Below are 14,076 nucleotides of genomic sequence, written 5' to 3'. Positions count from 1 at the left end.
GTTATCTCTCTGTGGTTATAGGCGTTTGGACATTGTCTATAGCTGCCCGGAGCGCGTGCCACGATAGGGTCGCGCATTTGATGCGGGTGGGATAGTCGCGCACGCCGGCAAAAACGAATAGTTTGCCCATCTGGTCGAGGTCGAGATTGCTGGATGGGTCGGTGAGCATCGCATGAAAGTCTTTGAAATAGGTTTCTGTTTCGCCGAGGGTTTTGCCTTTGATGGTTTCGGTCATTAAGGAAGCCGATGCTTTGGAAATGGCGCATCCCGAACCCTGAAAGCCGATGTCTTTTATGCAGTCGCCGTGGAGTTGGAGATAAACCTCTACTTTATCGCCGCAAAGGGGATTGTAGCCTTCGGCAAAGCGGTCTGCTGGATCGAGTACGCGAAAATTTCTGGGGTTTTTGTTGTGATCCAGAATGAGTTGCTGGTAGAGTTCGCGCAAATCTGACATCAGCCAAAAATCTTTCGCACACTGTGAAGGCCAGAGACCAGCGCGTCAATGTCTTCACGCGTGTTGTAAAATGCCAGGGAAGCGCGCGTTGCTGCGGGTATGTCGTAGTGTTTCATAATGGGTTGCGCGCAGTGGTGTCCGGCGCGAACCGCGACACCGGCCTGGTCGAGAATGGTGCCCACATCGTGGGGATGAATATCGGCGAGGGTAAATGAGAGCACGCCTACTTTGCGCTCGGCTGTGCCGATCAGTTTGAGGTCCGGCACACCGCACAGTGCGCCGTGTGCGTATTCCAGCAGATTGGCTTCGTATTTTGCCGCGCCATCAAAGTCGATACTGTTGAGGTAATCAATGGCGGCTCCCAGGCCAATACTGCCCGCGATATTGGGCGTTCCCGCTTCAAATTTATTGGGCAAGTTTCCGTACGTAATACTGTCAAAATCAACGCTCTGGATCATGCTGCCCCCACCCTGGTAGGGCGGCATGGTATCGAGATATGTTTCGCAGCCGTACAGGACGCCAATGCCCGTGGGTGCGAACATTTTGTGTCCCGAAAAGGTGTAGAATTCACAGCCGAGGGCGCGTACATCCACGCGCTGATGGGGCACGGCTTGTGCGCCGTCGATATGTACGGGCACGCCGTGGGCGTGTGCGATTTGCACGATTTCTTCCACGGGATTGACTGTGCCGAGCACATTGGAGATGTGTACGATGGAGACGAGTTTTGTGCGCGAGGAGAAAAGGGTTTGATACGTGTCCATACAGAGTTCGCCCCGGTCGTTCATGGGGACGACGCGCAGTTTGGCTCCCTTGTCCCGGCAGAGCATCCACCAGGGAACGATGTTGGAATGGTGCTCCATTTCGGTGATGATGATTTCGTCGCCCTCGCCGATTTGCTCGCGTCCAAAGGTTTGTGCAATGAGATTTATGCCTTCGGTGGTTCCGCGCACAAAGATGATTTCTCTGTCTGAGGCCGCATTGATAAAGGTCGCCACTTTTCTTCTGGCGGCTTCATAAGCATCGGTCGCTATTTGCGAGAGGTGGTGTACGCCTCTGTGTACATTGGCATTCTGGTCGGTGTAATAATGCGAGAGGGCATCGATGACCGCGCGGGGTTTTTGCGCTGTGGCGCCATTGTCGAGGTACACGAGCGGTTGGCCCTGCACTTGTTGGCCCAGGATGGGAAAGTCCGCGCGAATGCGGCGCACGTCAAAGGGCGGTGCTGGACGCGCGGCTGGCTCGGGCGGTTGGAGTGTTAAGATGTCCAGAGGCGAATTCATGCGATGTCCCTTGCATCGATGTGTTCGAGGCGGGTGTCGATTAAGTCGCTCAGGTGCGACCGCACGGGGGCGAGGGTCACGCGCCCGATAATGTCATCGGCAAAAGCGCGGAGCAAAATTTGCTTTGCCTCGGTTTTGGGAATGCCGCGTGTTTGCAGGTAAAAGAGCGCGTTTTCGTCGAGTTGACCTATTGTTGCGCCATGCGAACACTTGACTTCATCGGCGTAGATTTCGAGTTGGGGTTTGGTGTTGACGCGCGCGTTGTCCGAAAGCAGAATATTTTCGTTTTGCTGGTAGGCATCGGTGTGTTGCGCTTTTTGATGTACGTGAATTTTCCCCCGGAAAATCGCGCGAGATGATCCTCCCAAAATCCCTTTGTAGAGTTCGTGGCTGGGACAATGGGGTTCGGCGTGCTCAAGCAGGGTGTAGTTATCGACTTGTTGGGATCCTTCGAGGGCGTAAAATCCATTGACGGTGGCTTCACTGCCTTCGCCGCACAGGTACGCGCTTACGTCGTTGCGAACAAATGCCCCGCCGAGTGTAAAATCGTGAAAGGTCATCCTGCTGCTGCGCCCGAGTTGTGCCTGAAAATTGGCGACGTGCAAACCCGCTGTGCCCTGCAATTCGAGGCGGATACAATTTACGCTGGCATTGTCGCGGGCGATAATTTCTGTGACTGCATTGGTAAAATAAGTCTCTGTGCCTGTTCCCGCATAGGTTTCAACAAGCGAAAGCTGACTGTTTTCATCCGCGATGATCAGATTGCGCGGATGAGATATTGTGGGGATTTCTGATGCCGTTGTGATAAAGAGGATATGCACGGGGGCTTCGACTGTGATATTGCGCTGAACATGGATGAATACGCCATCGCGCATGAATGCCGTGTTGAGAGCGGTGAAGGCCAAATCTGCGGTTTGTGCGAGTTTGCCCAGGTGCGCTTTGACGAGTGGATGGTCGTACACGTCGGCGAGGTTGGCAATGGTTATGCCTTCTGGTACGTCAGATGTGTGTTCTGGCGCGTAATGCCCATTGATGAATACAAGGCGGATGCCCTGCAGGTCGGGATAGATGAAGGGTTCCAGTTCTGCATCTGCAAGAGGGGCAGGGGTTGCAGGCTCAAAATCAGTTCTGATGAGCGCTGAGGGATTCACGCTTTTCCAGGCTTCATCCGCCGTGGTGGGATATCCCAGGCGGTCAAAGTCGGCAATTGCCTGTTGGCGCAATGCGCGCAGTGGCTGACCATTGAGGCTGGATTCAAATTTTTGAATCCAGGATGTGTGATTAGACGCTTTGTGTCGCGTGTTCTTCTTTGATCCAGTCATAGCCTTTTTCTTCCAATTCCAGGGCGAGTGTTTTGTCACCCGATTGCACGATGCGTCCGTCGAGCATAACGTGGACCACGTCGGGCACGATATTGTTGAGCAAGCGCTGATAGTGCGTGACTACAATGGTCGCTTTGTCCGCGCTGTGGAGTGTATTGACGCCGTTGGCAACAACGCGCAGGGCGTCGATATCGAGTCCAGAATCGGTTTCGTCGAGTATGGCGAGGCGGGGTTCCAGAACGGCCATTTGCAAAATTTCATGGCGTTTTTTTTCGCCGCCGGAAAAGCCTTCGTTGACCGAACGTTTGAGGAATTTTTCGTCCATTTCGACCAGTTTGAGTTTGTCGCGAATCAGCGCGAGGAAGTCTATGGCATCGACTTCTTCTTCATCTCTGGCCGTTCGGAGGGCGTTGAGGGCTGTGCGCAGGAAGTACGCGCTGTTGACACCGGGTATTTCTACCGGGTACTGAAAGGCGAGAAAGACGCCCTGTACTGCGCGTTCATCCGGGTCCATATCGAGCAGGTCCTGGCCCTCGTAGATGACTTCGCCTTCTGTAACGCTATAGGCTTCGTGGCCTGCGAGGACCTGGGCCAATGTGCTTTTGCCCGATCCGTTGGGGCCCATAATGGCGTGGATTTCTCCCGCGTTGACCGCGAGGTCGATGCCGTGAAGAATTTCCGCGCCTTCCACACCTGCGTGCAGGTTTCGAATTTCGAGCATGTTATTTGGTTCCTTGAGTTAGGGTGATCGTATCAGCCTCATGTATTCGTCGTGTTTTCCAATCCAAAACCAGACCAGGACTTCCTCATCTTCAAATGCCAGCGTTCTATAGTGCGTGCCAACTCTTGCAGACCAGTACGCGCCGACTTTCTTCAAATGCAGGGACGGATGTTTTGAATCTTGCTTCAGCAGTTCAAAATTTTTATCTGCGAGTTGTTGTATCTTGCGAGGGAGGTTTTGATAACACGTCCAAAAATCAGGGGTCGCTTTATAGATCGGTACACCTGCCTGCCCGAAAATCCTCTCGGGCTTTTTTGCCGAGATCATCGAGCCTGCCCGCTTTCACATCTTCCTCAAACTGTTTATCCCATGCATCTGCATTGGCTTCCAAAATTTCGTGAAGCTCAATTTCCAAAGTATCCAGCAATTCTTTTTTTGTTCTTTTTTGACAATTTACTTCGGGGATTTCTCGTATCCTTCCAATCCACCTCTCGCCGTTTTTTTGGATTTGGGCAGTATAGGTTTCTACGCCATCCCGTTCCTGGATTTGGGCTGTGTAAATCTGCGCCATATGTATCTCCTTAGCTAATTACCCGACGCTGCCTTCGAGGCTGATGCCGAGGAGTTTTTGGGCTTCGACGGCAAATTCCATGGGCAGTTCTGCGAGGACTTCTTTGCAGAAGCCGTTGACGATCATTGAGACGGCGTCTTCTGTGGAGATGCCGCGCTGGTTGCAGTAGAAGATCTGGTCTTCGCCAATTTTAGATGTGGTGGCTTCGTGTTCGACCTGCGCGGATGGGTTGCGCACATCGATATAGGGAAAGGTGTGTGCGCCACACTGGTCGCCGATGAGCATGGAGTCGCATTGCGTAAAGTTTCTGGCGTTGTGCGCGCCTTTGAGCACTTGTACGGCGCCGCGATAGGTGTTTTGTCCGAGCAGAGCGGATATGCCTTTGGAGATAATGGTACTTCGGGTGTTTTTCCCTATGTGGGTCATTTTTGTGCCGGTGTCCGCCTGTTGCTTGAGGGAGGTGACGGCGACAGAGTAAAATTCGCCGACTGAGTTGTCACCCTGAAGAATGCAACTCGGATATTTCCAGGTGATGGCCGATCCGGTTTCGACCTGTGTCCAGGAGATTTTGGAATTTGCGCCCCGGCAGGCACCGCGTTTGGTGACGAAGTTGTAGATGCCTCCCTTGCCGTCTATATCGCCGGGATACCAGTTTTGGACGGTGGAGTATTTGATCTGTGCATTGTCGAGTGCGACGAGTTCGACTACGGCGGCGTGGAGTTGATTTTCATCGCGCATTGGCGCTGTACAATTGTGAACAGCCGTGCCACGCACAGTGTAGCTGTGGGTCTCGGCGACGTCAATGTTGAAGACGAGGTCGTCGTAGGACGCGCGGCTCACCTCGCGAATCGGAACGATAAAGTGGGTGTCCGTTTCGCGCACCATATCCCATTTTTTGCCTTCGGTGTAGCCGACATAGTACAGCGGCTGGCGGTTGATAATGCGGTCGGACTGGTTGGAGAATTTTCCTTCCCCACCTTTGCGGACCGTAATCCAGGCATAGATGCCCAGCCGGTTCAGCAGCATCTGGACTTGCTGAGCCAGTGTCTCAGAGCCGGTGCAGAAGCGCACCATGCGCGAATTTTTTCGGTCGTGGACATTGCCATCCCCTTTGAGGTAGGCGTCGAGAAGTATCTTGGCCTGGCGCGTGGGTAAGCTCATCAGTCCATCGCTCAGCATCTTCGAGCAGGCTCCTTTGCCGCAGTGTTCGATGAACCAGTCGGCATATTTTTGTGAAAAAAATGAGACGCCAGCACCGTTGCGGTCGGGTTGCTCAGTCAGATACGATGGCCTACCGGTAACATCTTCAATCAGAGATCGCGTTTGCGCGATAAGGTCCTTTTCGTGCAGGCCAAAGGAGAATTGATTGGTGTGCTGATTATTGGCCTTGTTGTGGTAGGAACTGCCTTCGGCGAGATAATATCCGAGCAGTTCAGATTCCGGGTCACTAAAGGTAGAAGTTTCCTGCTGTTGTAACTTGGGTACGAGAACGAAATCGCCTTTCGCCAGTTGCCCGGCAGGGATCCATTCGGGGGTGGCCGCAAGCAATTTCTCGGTATTGACTTCGGGCAACCAGCCGTTGCGCGGTTTGCGTTTTTGCAGGACATTCGCACGCTTGATGCCCAACACGGGATGTTCAGGGGTAAGGCTAAACTGGTTGTAGCGCGAGACCGGGCGAATGGTGATCATTTCGCCTTTGTGGTGCCGGGTCATGGCAGCGCGCACTTTGCGAGGAGTACCTTCGTGGTCGTACACCAGATCGCCGGGTTTTAGACTTTCAATATTTCTCCAGCCAGCAGGTGTTGATACTTGTTCACCGGGCGGGAGGCAACCTTCCAAATACGATACATAAGCACCCTCTTCAGCGATGACGAGCGTGCGCTCAAACTGCCCGGTGTTGGCGGCGTTGATGCGGAAATAAGTCGATAATTCCATTGGACAGCGCACGCCTTTGGGGATATAGCAAAAGGACCCATCGCTAAAGACAGCCGAGTTGAGGGCGGCAAAATAATTGTCGGTGTGCGGGACGACAGATCCGAGATACTGGCGCACGAGGTCGGGGTGGTCTTGCACGGCTTCTGAAAAAGAGCAAAAGATAACGCCCGCTTCGGCGAGTGTTTCCTTAAAGGTGGTCGCAACCGAGACGCTGTCAAAGACCGCATCGACAGCCACGCCGGCCAGCATTTTTTGCTCTTCGAGGGGGATGCCGAGTTTTTCATAGGTGGCGAGCAGTTCGGGATCGACTTCGTCCAGGCTTGCGGGGCCATCGCCTGCGTTTTTCGGTGCTGCGTAATACACGATGCTTTGATAGTCGATATCAGGGTAGGTGACCATGGCCCACTGTTCGCTTTTTTTGCGTTTGAGCGGGTCTGTCATGGTCAGCCAGTGGCGATAGGCTTTTAAGCGCCATTCGAGCAGCCAGTCGGGTTCATTTTTTTTCTGAGAAATAAATCGAATAATGTCTTCATTCAGACCTGGGGGCGCAGATTCCTGCTCGATATCTGTCACCCATCCAAATTTGTAATCGCTCGTTGCGAGCGTTTCAAGTTCCTGGGCCTGTGAACTCATTGTAGAACTCCTTTTGGGGTCTAAAAAGTAGTCGCGCAATGGCAAACTTACCTAAAGCATACAAAAATGTCAAGATTAAAGATATAAAAAAAGCCAAAAATAATTTGTTGTAAAGTAACATATTAGAGGTGATAAATTATCCCCATGCCTTGCCGCTGGCGCGCCTGCGACGCTTGCTGCCGGGCAGGTCTTTTTTGGCAACGGCAAAGCCGAGTAGCCCTTTTTGTCCGAGCTTTTTGAGATAGGCGAGCAGGGATATTTCAGCTTCTTTCACATTGAGCTGGTGAGTTTCACTCAGGCGCTTGATGATGGCTTCGACGGTTGTGCGCCCGTCGCACATGTCCCAGACCTGCGCGCCAATTTCGTCGAGTACCAGTGTTTTTTGTTGGGGAATCCAAAAGATTTTAGATAGAGTTCGCACTTTCCACGAATCGCCGCGGGTGAGGGTGACGTGGATCTCGCCATCATCGTTTTTTTCCCATTCGACCTGGTTGTTGCGAACGGGCTTGGATTTGAACATGGCTTCGCGGCCAATTTTAGGTTGTTTTTTGAATAGCATGACAGGACTCCGCTTGTGGGCGAATAGACAGGATAAACAATATTTTGTCAGGAAATGGCTTTTACATCTTTGCAATAGGCATCGAGGTTTGGGGCACCTTCGGATTTTTTCCAGTAGGTCTGTACGACAAAAATTTTATTGGTCTCCATATCGGTCCAAATCCGTCCCGAAAGATTCTGGCGGGGGCGCATATTCCAAAAGGGCAGGGGTTGGAGAAGGCCCTGCCATCGACTTTTGGGATGTCCATTGATCGAGAGTACAATATTGGAACCATGAGTTTGGATATCAGTTTCAATGTGAATATGTCGAAGATCTTTTGTAAAAAATTCGACGTACCATTCATCGAGGTCTTTGCTACTGAGGATTGTGCGCGCTAAGCTGAAGCGGTCAATATTGAGCCGTGTGCTGTCTTTTTGAAATCTCAAGCCTATATGCCCGGATTTGAGTTCAAAATTTTCGAGTTCGTATTCCGGGGGGGATTGGCAGATCATGTCGTAGAGTGCCCAGGTCAGGGGATCGCCGGGTGGGGTGTCTCGAAGGGTATTGAGGACGGGGGACAGAACAGAGGTGAGGTTTTCATCTGTGCGCCCCATAATACGAATAAAAATGAGACGGTCCGAGGCGGGGCTATACGTCGCGAGCGTGTGTACTGTGTAACGCGATTCCCAGACAAAATACTGCGTGTTTTGCATGGCGGGAAGGTCGAGGTCAATGGCTTTGGGGTTGCGTTCAACGCGCAGACGGCTTTTTTGTTTTTTGGCATTTTTTGCCAGACCTTCGATGTAGCGATCCACGATTTGCGCCACGCGATCATCCCCTCGCGCTTCTTTCCATTCGAGTTCGAGGCGTGCAATTTGAGAATCGTCGAGGCGCACTTCGCCCGAGTTGGCCTCTCCCGATATTTTGCCCGGGTTCCATTCCGATGGAATGTTCAGGCCAATGCCATGCCAGGAAAAGGGTGCGTATTCGTCAAATGTGAGGTTTTTCATGATGCTCTTTCCATTCAGTGTTCGTGCGTCTGCGCTCACACAGATAAGATACAAGTGGGTATTTGCGGTGTCAAGAGTGGATATGTAGATGTATTTACGGTGTTTAGTGTGGATGAGATAGGGAAAGATAGTACATTTTTTTAAAATTATTTGAGATGAAAACTTGACGGATGCACGAACGTTCACTATATTCAAATGTGCAGGTTATTGATATATGCATTTTTGAAAAATAAATAAGGAGGTGTGTTATGCGAAAAAAATTAACTGCGCGCCAACAGGAGATATACGATTTTATTGCCCAGGTGATTCGCAATCAGGGATATCCGCCTACGATCCGAGAAATTATGGAAGCTTTTGGGATTGCTTCGACCAATGGCGTGCGAACCACGCTGTCCGCATTGGAAAAAAAAGGGTATATTCGGCGAACCGCCATGCTGTCGCGCAGTATTGAGTTGACGGATTACCAGGCACGCGATACATCGCTTTCCGGCGATGTGCGCGAGGTGCCAGTGATTGGGCGCGTTGCTGCCGGTGAACCGATTCTGGCAATGGAAAATATCGAGAGTACGCTTGCGGTTGATTCCGGGTTTGTGCCGAGGGGCGATGTTTTTGCCCTGCAGGTTGAGGGTGATAGCATGCGCGATGCCGGAATATTAGACGGCGATTTTGTGCTTGCGCGCCATCAAGAATCCGCCCATCAAGGTGAAATTGTCGTGGCTGTGATTGGCGAAGAAGCGACGGTTAAGCGCTACTATCGAGAGGGTTCGGAGGTCAAGTTGGTGCCCGAAAACGAAGCCTATCAACCCATTGTAGTGGGCGAAAGCCACGAGACATTCCGTATTGCCGGCAAAATCGTGGGTTTGATGCGGTCTTTTTAGATGAGGCAGAATGCCGCTGCGTTATAATATAAAGAGAGGTCTTAATAGATCTCTCTTTTTTATTTTTTTTGCCTGAAATGCATGCCCGGCAGTTGTTCGATATTGCCCTGAATTTCGAGACTCAAGAGGATGTTGAGGGTTTCTCCAGAAGAGAATCCCACGGCTCTGGCGAGGGCGTCAATATGTACGGGGGTCGCATCGTCAGACGGGTTGGCGAGAGCGTCCCATACGCGTTGTTCTCGGTCGGATAGAGAGGGTTGCGCAGGGGGTTGATGCTCATTTCGCTCCGTTGCAGGGGGAAGCGCTGACTGATATTCAATTTCGCTCAAAATATCTTGCGCCGTCTGCACGAGAATGGCCCCCTGGCTGAGAAGACTATTTGTGCCCTGACTTTTGCCCGAGTAAATTGGACCGGGTACGGCAAAGACATCGCGGTTCTGGTCAAGTGCAAATTGGGCGGTGATGAGTGCGCCGCTCTGTTTGCCCGCTTCAACAACGACTGTGCCGAGGCTCAAGCCACTGATGATGCGGTTGCGTCTTGGAAAGTTGTGGGCTTCTGGACCGGTGCCCAGTGGAAATTCTGAGAAGACCACACCGCGTTCGCATATTTGTTCAAATAGGGTGCGATTTTCTGGTGGATAAGGGCAATCCAGGCTGCTGCCCAGTACTGCTGCTGTTGCGCCGTGTTCGAGTGCCCCCCGGTGTGCATGGGTATCAATGCCAACGGCCATTCCGCTGACTACTGTTATCCCCGATCTGGCGAGATCACTTCCCAGGCGATGCGCGGTTTCCCGTCCATAAGCCGTGAAAGAGCGCGAGCCGACAATGCTTATGGTGGGGCTGTGGCAATGGCTTATGTCGCCTTTTGCAAAGAGCAGAGGTGGTGGGGCGTAGATTTGGGTCAGAATTTCGGGATAGAGGGGATCGGTGAGCGTGCAGATCTGGATGTCGAGGTCTTTTGCGCGTGAGACTTGATCTCGCGCCCAATCCCAGTCCCGATTAGTAGAGATAGATTGCGCGGTACCGGGACCAATGCCGGGGGTCTCGCACAGTGCTCTGGGAGATTGCAAGAGTATATTTTCCGGCGTTTCAAAATGCTCGAGAAGGGCGCAATAGGCAGCGGGGCCCAGGCCCGGTACCGCGTAGAGTACCAGCCAGGGTATAGCGTGGTCACACATAATGTCTCGTTTGAGGGGTGCGTTTTTAGGGATACAAGTAAGCAATATTTATGCCAAAAAAAAAGCCCGTTAAATGGGCTTTTTTTCTTTTTTATGTGAATATTTTGTTCACAATGCGGGTGATGGGTTGAAATATTTGAAAGCTGGAAGAGGAGGATTCAGTCTCTTGAATATCCGGGAATATTGTAGAGGGGAACCGCCCATCCCGCATCCTGGATTAACAAATTTGCATCTACGCTTTTGGGTTCAGCTATCGCGCCAAAGTCTTTCCATTGGTTGCCATCCAGGGGTTCGGTATAGCCTTCGTTTTGGAAAAAGCCTATTAGCTTTTCGCGCATTGTTTTTACCTCGGAAGCGTGCAGGATATTGTACGCACAGTTGCGCGTTTCCTCTGCATCTGTGCGGTGATCGAGCAGGTATTCCTTTTGGTCGCCCGCTGAATAGATGTATTTCAAGTTGCCGTCATAGGCCATGTACATACCCCGTTGTCCGCGCTGAATCTGACCGTAAATCATTCGTTCCTGCCCATTGCCGACGAGATCGGCCATGTCCAGACCATCTAAATCTGCGTTGTTATGGGATATACCTGCTGCGCCCAAAAATGTGGGGATCAGGTCCATCAAGCCACACGGTGTTTCTTCTGTAACACCGCGGGGAAAACGCTCGGGATAGCGCACCAGCATGGGGACTCGAGCCGCTGCATCGAGAAAGCTGCGCTTGCCAAAACAGTTGTAATCTCCCAGCAGTTCACCGTGATCTGATGACCAGGCAATGAGGGTATTGTCCAGTTCTCCCTGTTGTTCGAGTTCGTCAATGATCCGGCCCACGCTGTAGTCGATGAACGATATGCACGCCCAGTAATACCCGCGCATAACCTGCAACATGCGATTGTCCAATCCCGCATCGCGGTATTTGTATCGATTCTGATGGCGGTTGAAATGCGTCCACAGATCTTCCATGTTATCGGGGCGTTTGGGAAAGGGCATCAGGGCACCGCGATAGAGTTTGTTCCAGGGCGTTGGCGGCGAAAAGGGCGGATGCGGATGGATAAAACTCGACCACAGGAAAAATGGTTTGGATGTGTCGCGGTTTTTCAGAAAGTCAATGCTGCGGTCTGCGACCCAGGCCGTTGGATGATGGCGTGCGGGGAGTTGAGAAATTTGCGGGATATAATACATTTCTCCTCTCGCGCCCATTGGATCATGTACATATTCATAGCCGTGTGCATGCAAGTATTTTAGATAATCGTTTGTATCAATCGTTCCCGAAATTTCTTCCTGTACATCTCGTGCGTGAAATCCTCGCAGTCCTCCACGATCACCGGTAAAGTGCATTTTGCCCACTCCGTGACAGAGGTACCCGCCCTGTGCGAGGAGGTCCATCAGCGATGGGCGGTCTGTCGGTTGTCTAAATCCATTGTCAAAGCACCCATTTTTGTGCGGATACTGTCCGGTAATAAGGGATGCACGGGCTGACACACAAACGGGCGAGGGCGTGTATCCTTTGGTAAAATTTACTCCTTCATGGCACAACCGATCCATCACTGGCGTGCGAATATGCGGATTGCCTGCCGCGTGAATGGTGTCCCAGCGTTGCTGGTCGGTAAATGCGAATAGAATATTGGGTTGTTTGGGCATTCTTCACTCCTTGGATAATACTGACTTAACCCGCGTCAGCACATGTTTTAATAACTCGAAGCTTTCATGTAAAAACACAGCCAGAATCCCACCAGAACGGTGGTGGCAGATAGGGCAAACACGCCTTGAAGATGTACGAGGTCTGCGAGTACGCCTCCAAATATGGGATAGAGCGAACCAATGCCCAGCACGGTGTTGGTAATGCCGATATAGGTTGGGCGGCGCTCTGCTGGCGCGATGTCTAAAAGATAACTTTTGAATCCGATAAAGATGCCTGTTGTCGTTCCACCTATTAAAAGAAAAATCGGCGAAAAGCAAGCCGCGATTATCCACTCAGACGCATGTTGCAACAAACTCGCTTGGTTGCTCAAGATCAATGCCATACACGGAATTGAAGCCACGCCCAGCACGGCGAACAAGACCACGCGGTGGTTTCCGTAGTTGAGAGAGAGTCTTCCCCATATTATATTAAAAATAGCTGCGCCTATGGTTTGTATGGCTAAAAAAAAGCCGACGGTGCTTTCCGAGATGTAAAATGTCTCCTGGGCGAGTACTACGTAAAATGGAAGTGAGAAGCCGATGCCCGATGCCAGCATTTGAACCAGGAGGAACCGTCCAAAATTGCGATCGCGGCGCAGTAATTGAGGAATACCGCGAATCACCTGAATGGCGTTTCGGTGGGTCGTGCTCATCTCGCCTTCTGGCTCTCGAACCAGACAGAAACACCCAATGCCCAGGCTCATCATCCCGGCGCCCATTGCGAAGATCATGACATAATTTATCGGAAAGTCATAACCGCTATCTGAGTCGAGAAAATACTTGACCAATATGCCTGCGAGAATGCTCAATACGCCACCGAGAAATGAACGGGATGCGTAAAACAATCCCGTGTGCGACCTCGGCAGAGATCTGCCCACGATATCTGTATAGGCATTGCCCGCGGGACCTCCAAAAAGAGAAGCGATGCCATATAGAATGAGAAAGCTGCTCAATACCAGACTGGGCCGTTCGAGTCCGTACCACGCGAGCAGTGGCACGATTGCCCAGATCAGCGACATGCGCATGGTATTGGCCTGTCTGTACACAGGTAGCCGACGCGCACGCCGCTCCAGATATCCCGCCACGAGCAATTGGGGCAGATGCCAACCTGCGCGGTGTAGAGATGAGGCCAGGCCGACCAGCGTATCTGAGGTTGTAAAATGCCGAATAAAAATGGGTAAGACTGTGGTGGGGTCTAAAAATGCCGTGCCAAATGCGAAGATGCCACCATTTAATGTTCCCACAATAAAGTTGAATCGCGCATTGCCCTTTTCAGGTAAGAATCCCATTTATTTTTCCACTGTTGGCGCATTATTATATCTTGCACATGCGGGAGATGCAAGATGAAAGTTGCGTTCAATGCTGTGGGAGTGTTAATATAGCTTCTTAAGTTATAGATCAATTTTTAGTATGAGGAGAATTCTATGTCCAGAATTATTTATCTCGCCAGTCCCTACGGTTTTTCGTCTCAACAGAAACAGAAACTTTTGCCCGAGTTTGTTCAGGTGCTCGAGTCTCTCGGCGCAGAAGTGTGGGAACCGTTTGAACGCAATAATCAGATTGATAAAGCACAGCCCGGATGGGCGTATCAAATCGGGCAGGCAGATGTGCGCGATGTCAAAGAATCAGACGCGATATTTGCCATTGTCAATGGTACGCCGCCCGATGAAGGTGTGATGGTTGAGCTTGGGATTGCCATTGCATTGGAGAAAAAGACCTTTTTGTTTCGAGACGATTTTCGCCGCTGTACCGATTCGGAAGACTATGCGCTTAACCTTATGCTTTTTACAGGTCTGCCAGAACACGGCTGGGAAGATTATTATTATACTTCTTTGGATGAAGTTGCCAATTCCGATAAAGCTCTGGTGCGCTGGCTGAAT

The 14,076-nt window shown here is 51.4% G+C and carries 14 protein-coding genes; 2 read left to right on the top strand and 12 right to left on the bottom strand.

Annotated features, from left to right (window positions below; all coding sequences use genetic code 11):
• Position 1: 1 nt before the first annotated feature.
• The 9 genes from OXG87_20080 to OXG87_20040 form a co-directional block, all read right to left on the bottom strand.
• Positions 2–457, bottom strand: coding sequence for an SUF system NifU family Fe-S cluster assembly protein (locus OXG87_20080; GenBank protein ID MCY3871854.1), 456 nt, complete (start codon positions 455–457; stop codon positions 2–4).
• Positions 454–1,734 (bottom strand): cysteine desulfurase, encoded by a 1,281-nt coding sequence (locus tag OXG87_20075; GenBank protein ID MCY3871853.1) that lies wholly within the window; start codon positions 1,732–1,734, stop codon positions 454–456. The genes OXG87_20080 and OXG87_20075 overlap by 4 nt, the downstream gene beginning before the upstream one ends.
• The gene (gene sufD / locus OXG87_20070; protein MCY3871852.1) at positions 1,731–3,056 is read right to left on the bottom strand and encodes a Fe-S cluster assembly protein SufD; all 1,326 of its coding nucleotides are present in this window, start codon (positions 3,054–3,056) and stop codon (positions 1,731–1,733) included. The genes OXG87_20075 and sufD overlap by 4 nt, the downstream gene beginning before the upstream one ends.
• Positions 3,016–3,777, bottom strand: coding sequence for a Fe-S cluster assembly ATPase SufC (gene sufC, locus OXG87_20065; GenBank protein MCY3871851.1), 762 nt, complete (start codon positions 3,775–3,777; stop codon positions 3,016–3,018). Before sufC ends, sufD begins: the two co-directional genes overlap by 41 nt.
• Positions 3,778–3,795: 18 nt before the next feature.
• Positions 3,796–4,104: a hypothetical protein gene (locus OXG87_20060; protein MCY3871850.1), complete on the bottom strand. Its 309-nt coding sequence runs from the start codon at positions 4,102–4,104 to the stop codon at positions 3,796–3,798.
• A complete protein-coding gene (locus tag OXG87_20055) occupies positions 4,046–4,348 on the bottom strand; it encodes a hypothetical protein (protein ID MCY3871849.1) in 303 nt (100 codons plus the stop codon). The genes OXG87_20060 and OXG87_20055 overlap by 59 nt, the downstream gene beginning before the upstream one ends.
• An 18-nt stretch (positions 4,349–4,366) precedes the next feature.
• Positions 4,367–6,916: a SufD family Fe-S cluster assembly protein gene (locus tag OXG87_20050; GenBank protein ID MCY3871848.1), complete on the bottom strand. Its 2,550-nt coding sequence runs from the start codon at positions 6,914–6,916 to the stop codon at positions 4,367–4,369.
• Between the two features lie 136 nt (positions 6,917–7,052).
• Positions 7,053–7,475: a PqqD family protein gene (locus OXG87_20045; protein MCY3871847.1), complete on the bottom strand. Its 423-nt coding sequence runs from the start codon at positions 7,473–7,475 to the stop codon at positions 7,053–7,055.
• A 47-nt stretch (positions 7,476–7,522) separates the two neighbouring features.
• On the bottom strand, positions 7,523–8,464 hold the full coding sequence (locus OXG87_20040; protein MCY3871846.1) for a hypothetical protein: 942 nt from the start codon (positions 8,462–8,464) through the stop codon (positions 7,523–7,525).
• Positions 8,465–8,712: 248 nt separating this feature from the next.
• Here OXG87_20040 and lexA point away from each other — a divergent pair, with 248 nt between their 5' ends.
• Positions 8,713–9,342: a transcriptional repressor LexA gene (lexA, locus tag OXG87_20035; protein MCY3871845.1), complete on the top strand. Its 630-nt coding sequence runs from the start codon at positions 8,713–8,715 to the stop codon at positions 9,340–9,342.
• A 59-nt stretch (positions 9,343–9,401) separates the two neighbouring features.
• Here lexA and dprA read toward each other — a convergent pair whose 3' ends face one another.
• The 3 genes from dprA to OXG87_20020 form a co-directional block, all read right to left on the bottom strand.
• Positions 9,402–10,520 carry a DNA-processing protein DprA gene (gene dprA / locus OXG87_20030; GenBank protein MCY3871844.1) on the bottom strand — a complete coding sequence of 373 codons (1,119 nt, stop codon included), beginning with the start codon at positions 10,518–10,520 and terminating at the stop codon, positions 9,402–9,404.
• Between the two features lie 158 nt (positions 10,521–10,678).
• Positions 10,679–12,157: a sulfatase-like hydrolase/transferase gene (locus OXG87_20025; protein ID MCY3871843.1), complete on the bottom strand. Its 1,479-nt coding sequence runs from the start codon at positions 12,155–12,157 to the stop codon at positions 10,679–10,681.
• A gap of 47 nt (positions 12,158–12,204) precedes the next feature.
• Positions 12,205–13,485 (bottom strand): MFS transporter, encoded by a 1,281-nt coding sequence (locus OXG87_20020; protein MCY3871842.1) that lies wholly within the window; start codon positions 13,483–13,485, stop codon positions 12,205–12,207.
• A 135-nt stretch (positions 13,486–13,620) separates the two neighbouring features.
• On the opposite strand from OXG87_20020, the gene OXG87_20015 reads away from it, so the two are divergent.
• Positions 13,621–14,076: nucleoside 2-deoxyribosyltransferase (locus OXG87_20015; protein MCY3871841.1), on the top strand; the 456-nt coding region annotated here is incomplete at its 3' end.

The sequence above is a fragment of the Gemmatimonadota bacterium genome, assembly GCA_026706845.1.
Classification (GTDB): Bacteria; Latescibacterota; UBA2968; order UBA2968; family UBA2968; genus VXRD01.
The sequence above is the reverse complement of the archived record's forward strand: the minus strand, read 5'-3'. Positions and strand labels throughout refer to the sequence as shown.

What these genes read in the sequence shown, in the direction of transcription:
- sufC (MCY3871851.1), bottom strand. Translation starts at nt 3,777, where the DNA reads ATGCTCGAAATTCGAAACCTGCACGCAGGTGTGGAAGGCGCGGAAATT.
- OXG87_20020 (MCY3871842.1), bottom strand. Translation starts at nt 13,485, where the DNA reads ATGGGATTCTTACCTGAAAAGGGCAATGCGCGATTCAACTTTATTGTG.
- OXG87_20040 (MCY3871846.1), bottom strand. Translation starts at nt 8,464, where the DNA reads ATGAAAAACCTCACATTTGACGAATACGCACCCTTTTCCTGGCATGGC.
- OXG87_20050 (MCY3871848.1), bottom strand. Translation starts at nt 6,916, where the DNA reads ATGAGTTCACAGGCCCAGGAACTTGAAACGCTCGCAACGAGCGATTAC.
- dprA (MCY3871844.1), bottom strand. Translation starts at nt 10,520, where the DNA reads ATGTGTGACCACGCTATACCCTGGCTGGTACTCTACGCGGTACCGGGC.
- OXG87_20060 (MCY3871850.1), bottom strand. Translation starts at nt 4,104, where the DNA reads ATGATCTCGGCAAAAAAGCCCGAGAGGATTTTCGGGCAGGCAGGTGTA.
- sufD (MCY3871852.1), bottom strand. Translation starts at nt 3,056, where the DNA reads ATGACTGGATCAAAGAAGAACACGCGACACAAAGCGTCTAATCACACA.
- OXG87_20075 (MCY3871853.1), bottom strand. Translation starts at nt 1,734, where the DNA reads ATGAATTCGCCTCTGGACATCTTAACACTCCAACCGCCCGAGCCAGCC.
- OXG87_20025 (MCY3871843.1), bottom strand. Translation starts at nt 12,157, where the DNA reads ATGCCCAAACAACCCAATATTCTATTCGCATTTACCGACCAGCAACGC.
- OXG87_20055 (MCY3871849.1), bottom strand. Translation starts at nt 4,348, where the DNA reads ATGGCGCAGATTTACACAGCCCAAATCCAGGAACGGGATGGCGTAGAA.
- OXG87_20045 (MCY3871847.1), bottom strand. Translation starts at nt 7,475, where the DNA reads ATGCTATTCAAAAAACAACCTAAAATTGGCCGCGAAGCCATGTTCAAA.
- lexA (MCY3871845.1), top strand. Translation starts at nt 8,713, where the DNA reads ATGCGAAAAAAATTAACTGCGCGCCAACAGGAGATATACGATTTTATT.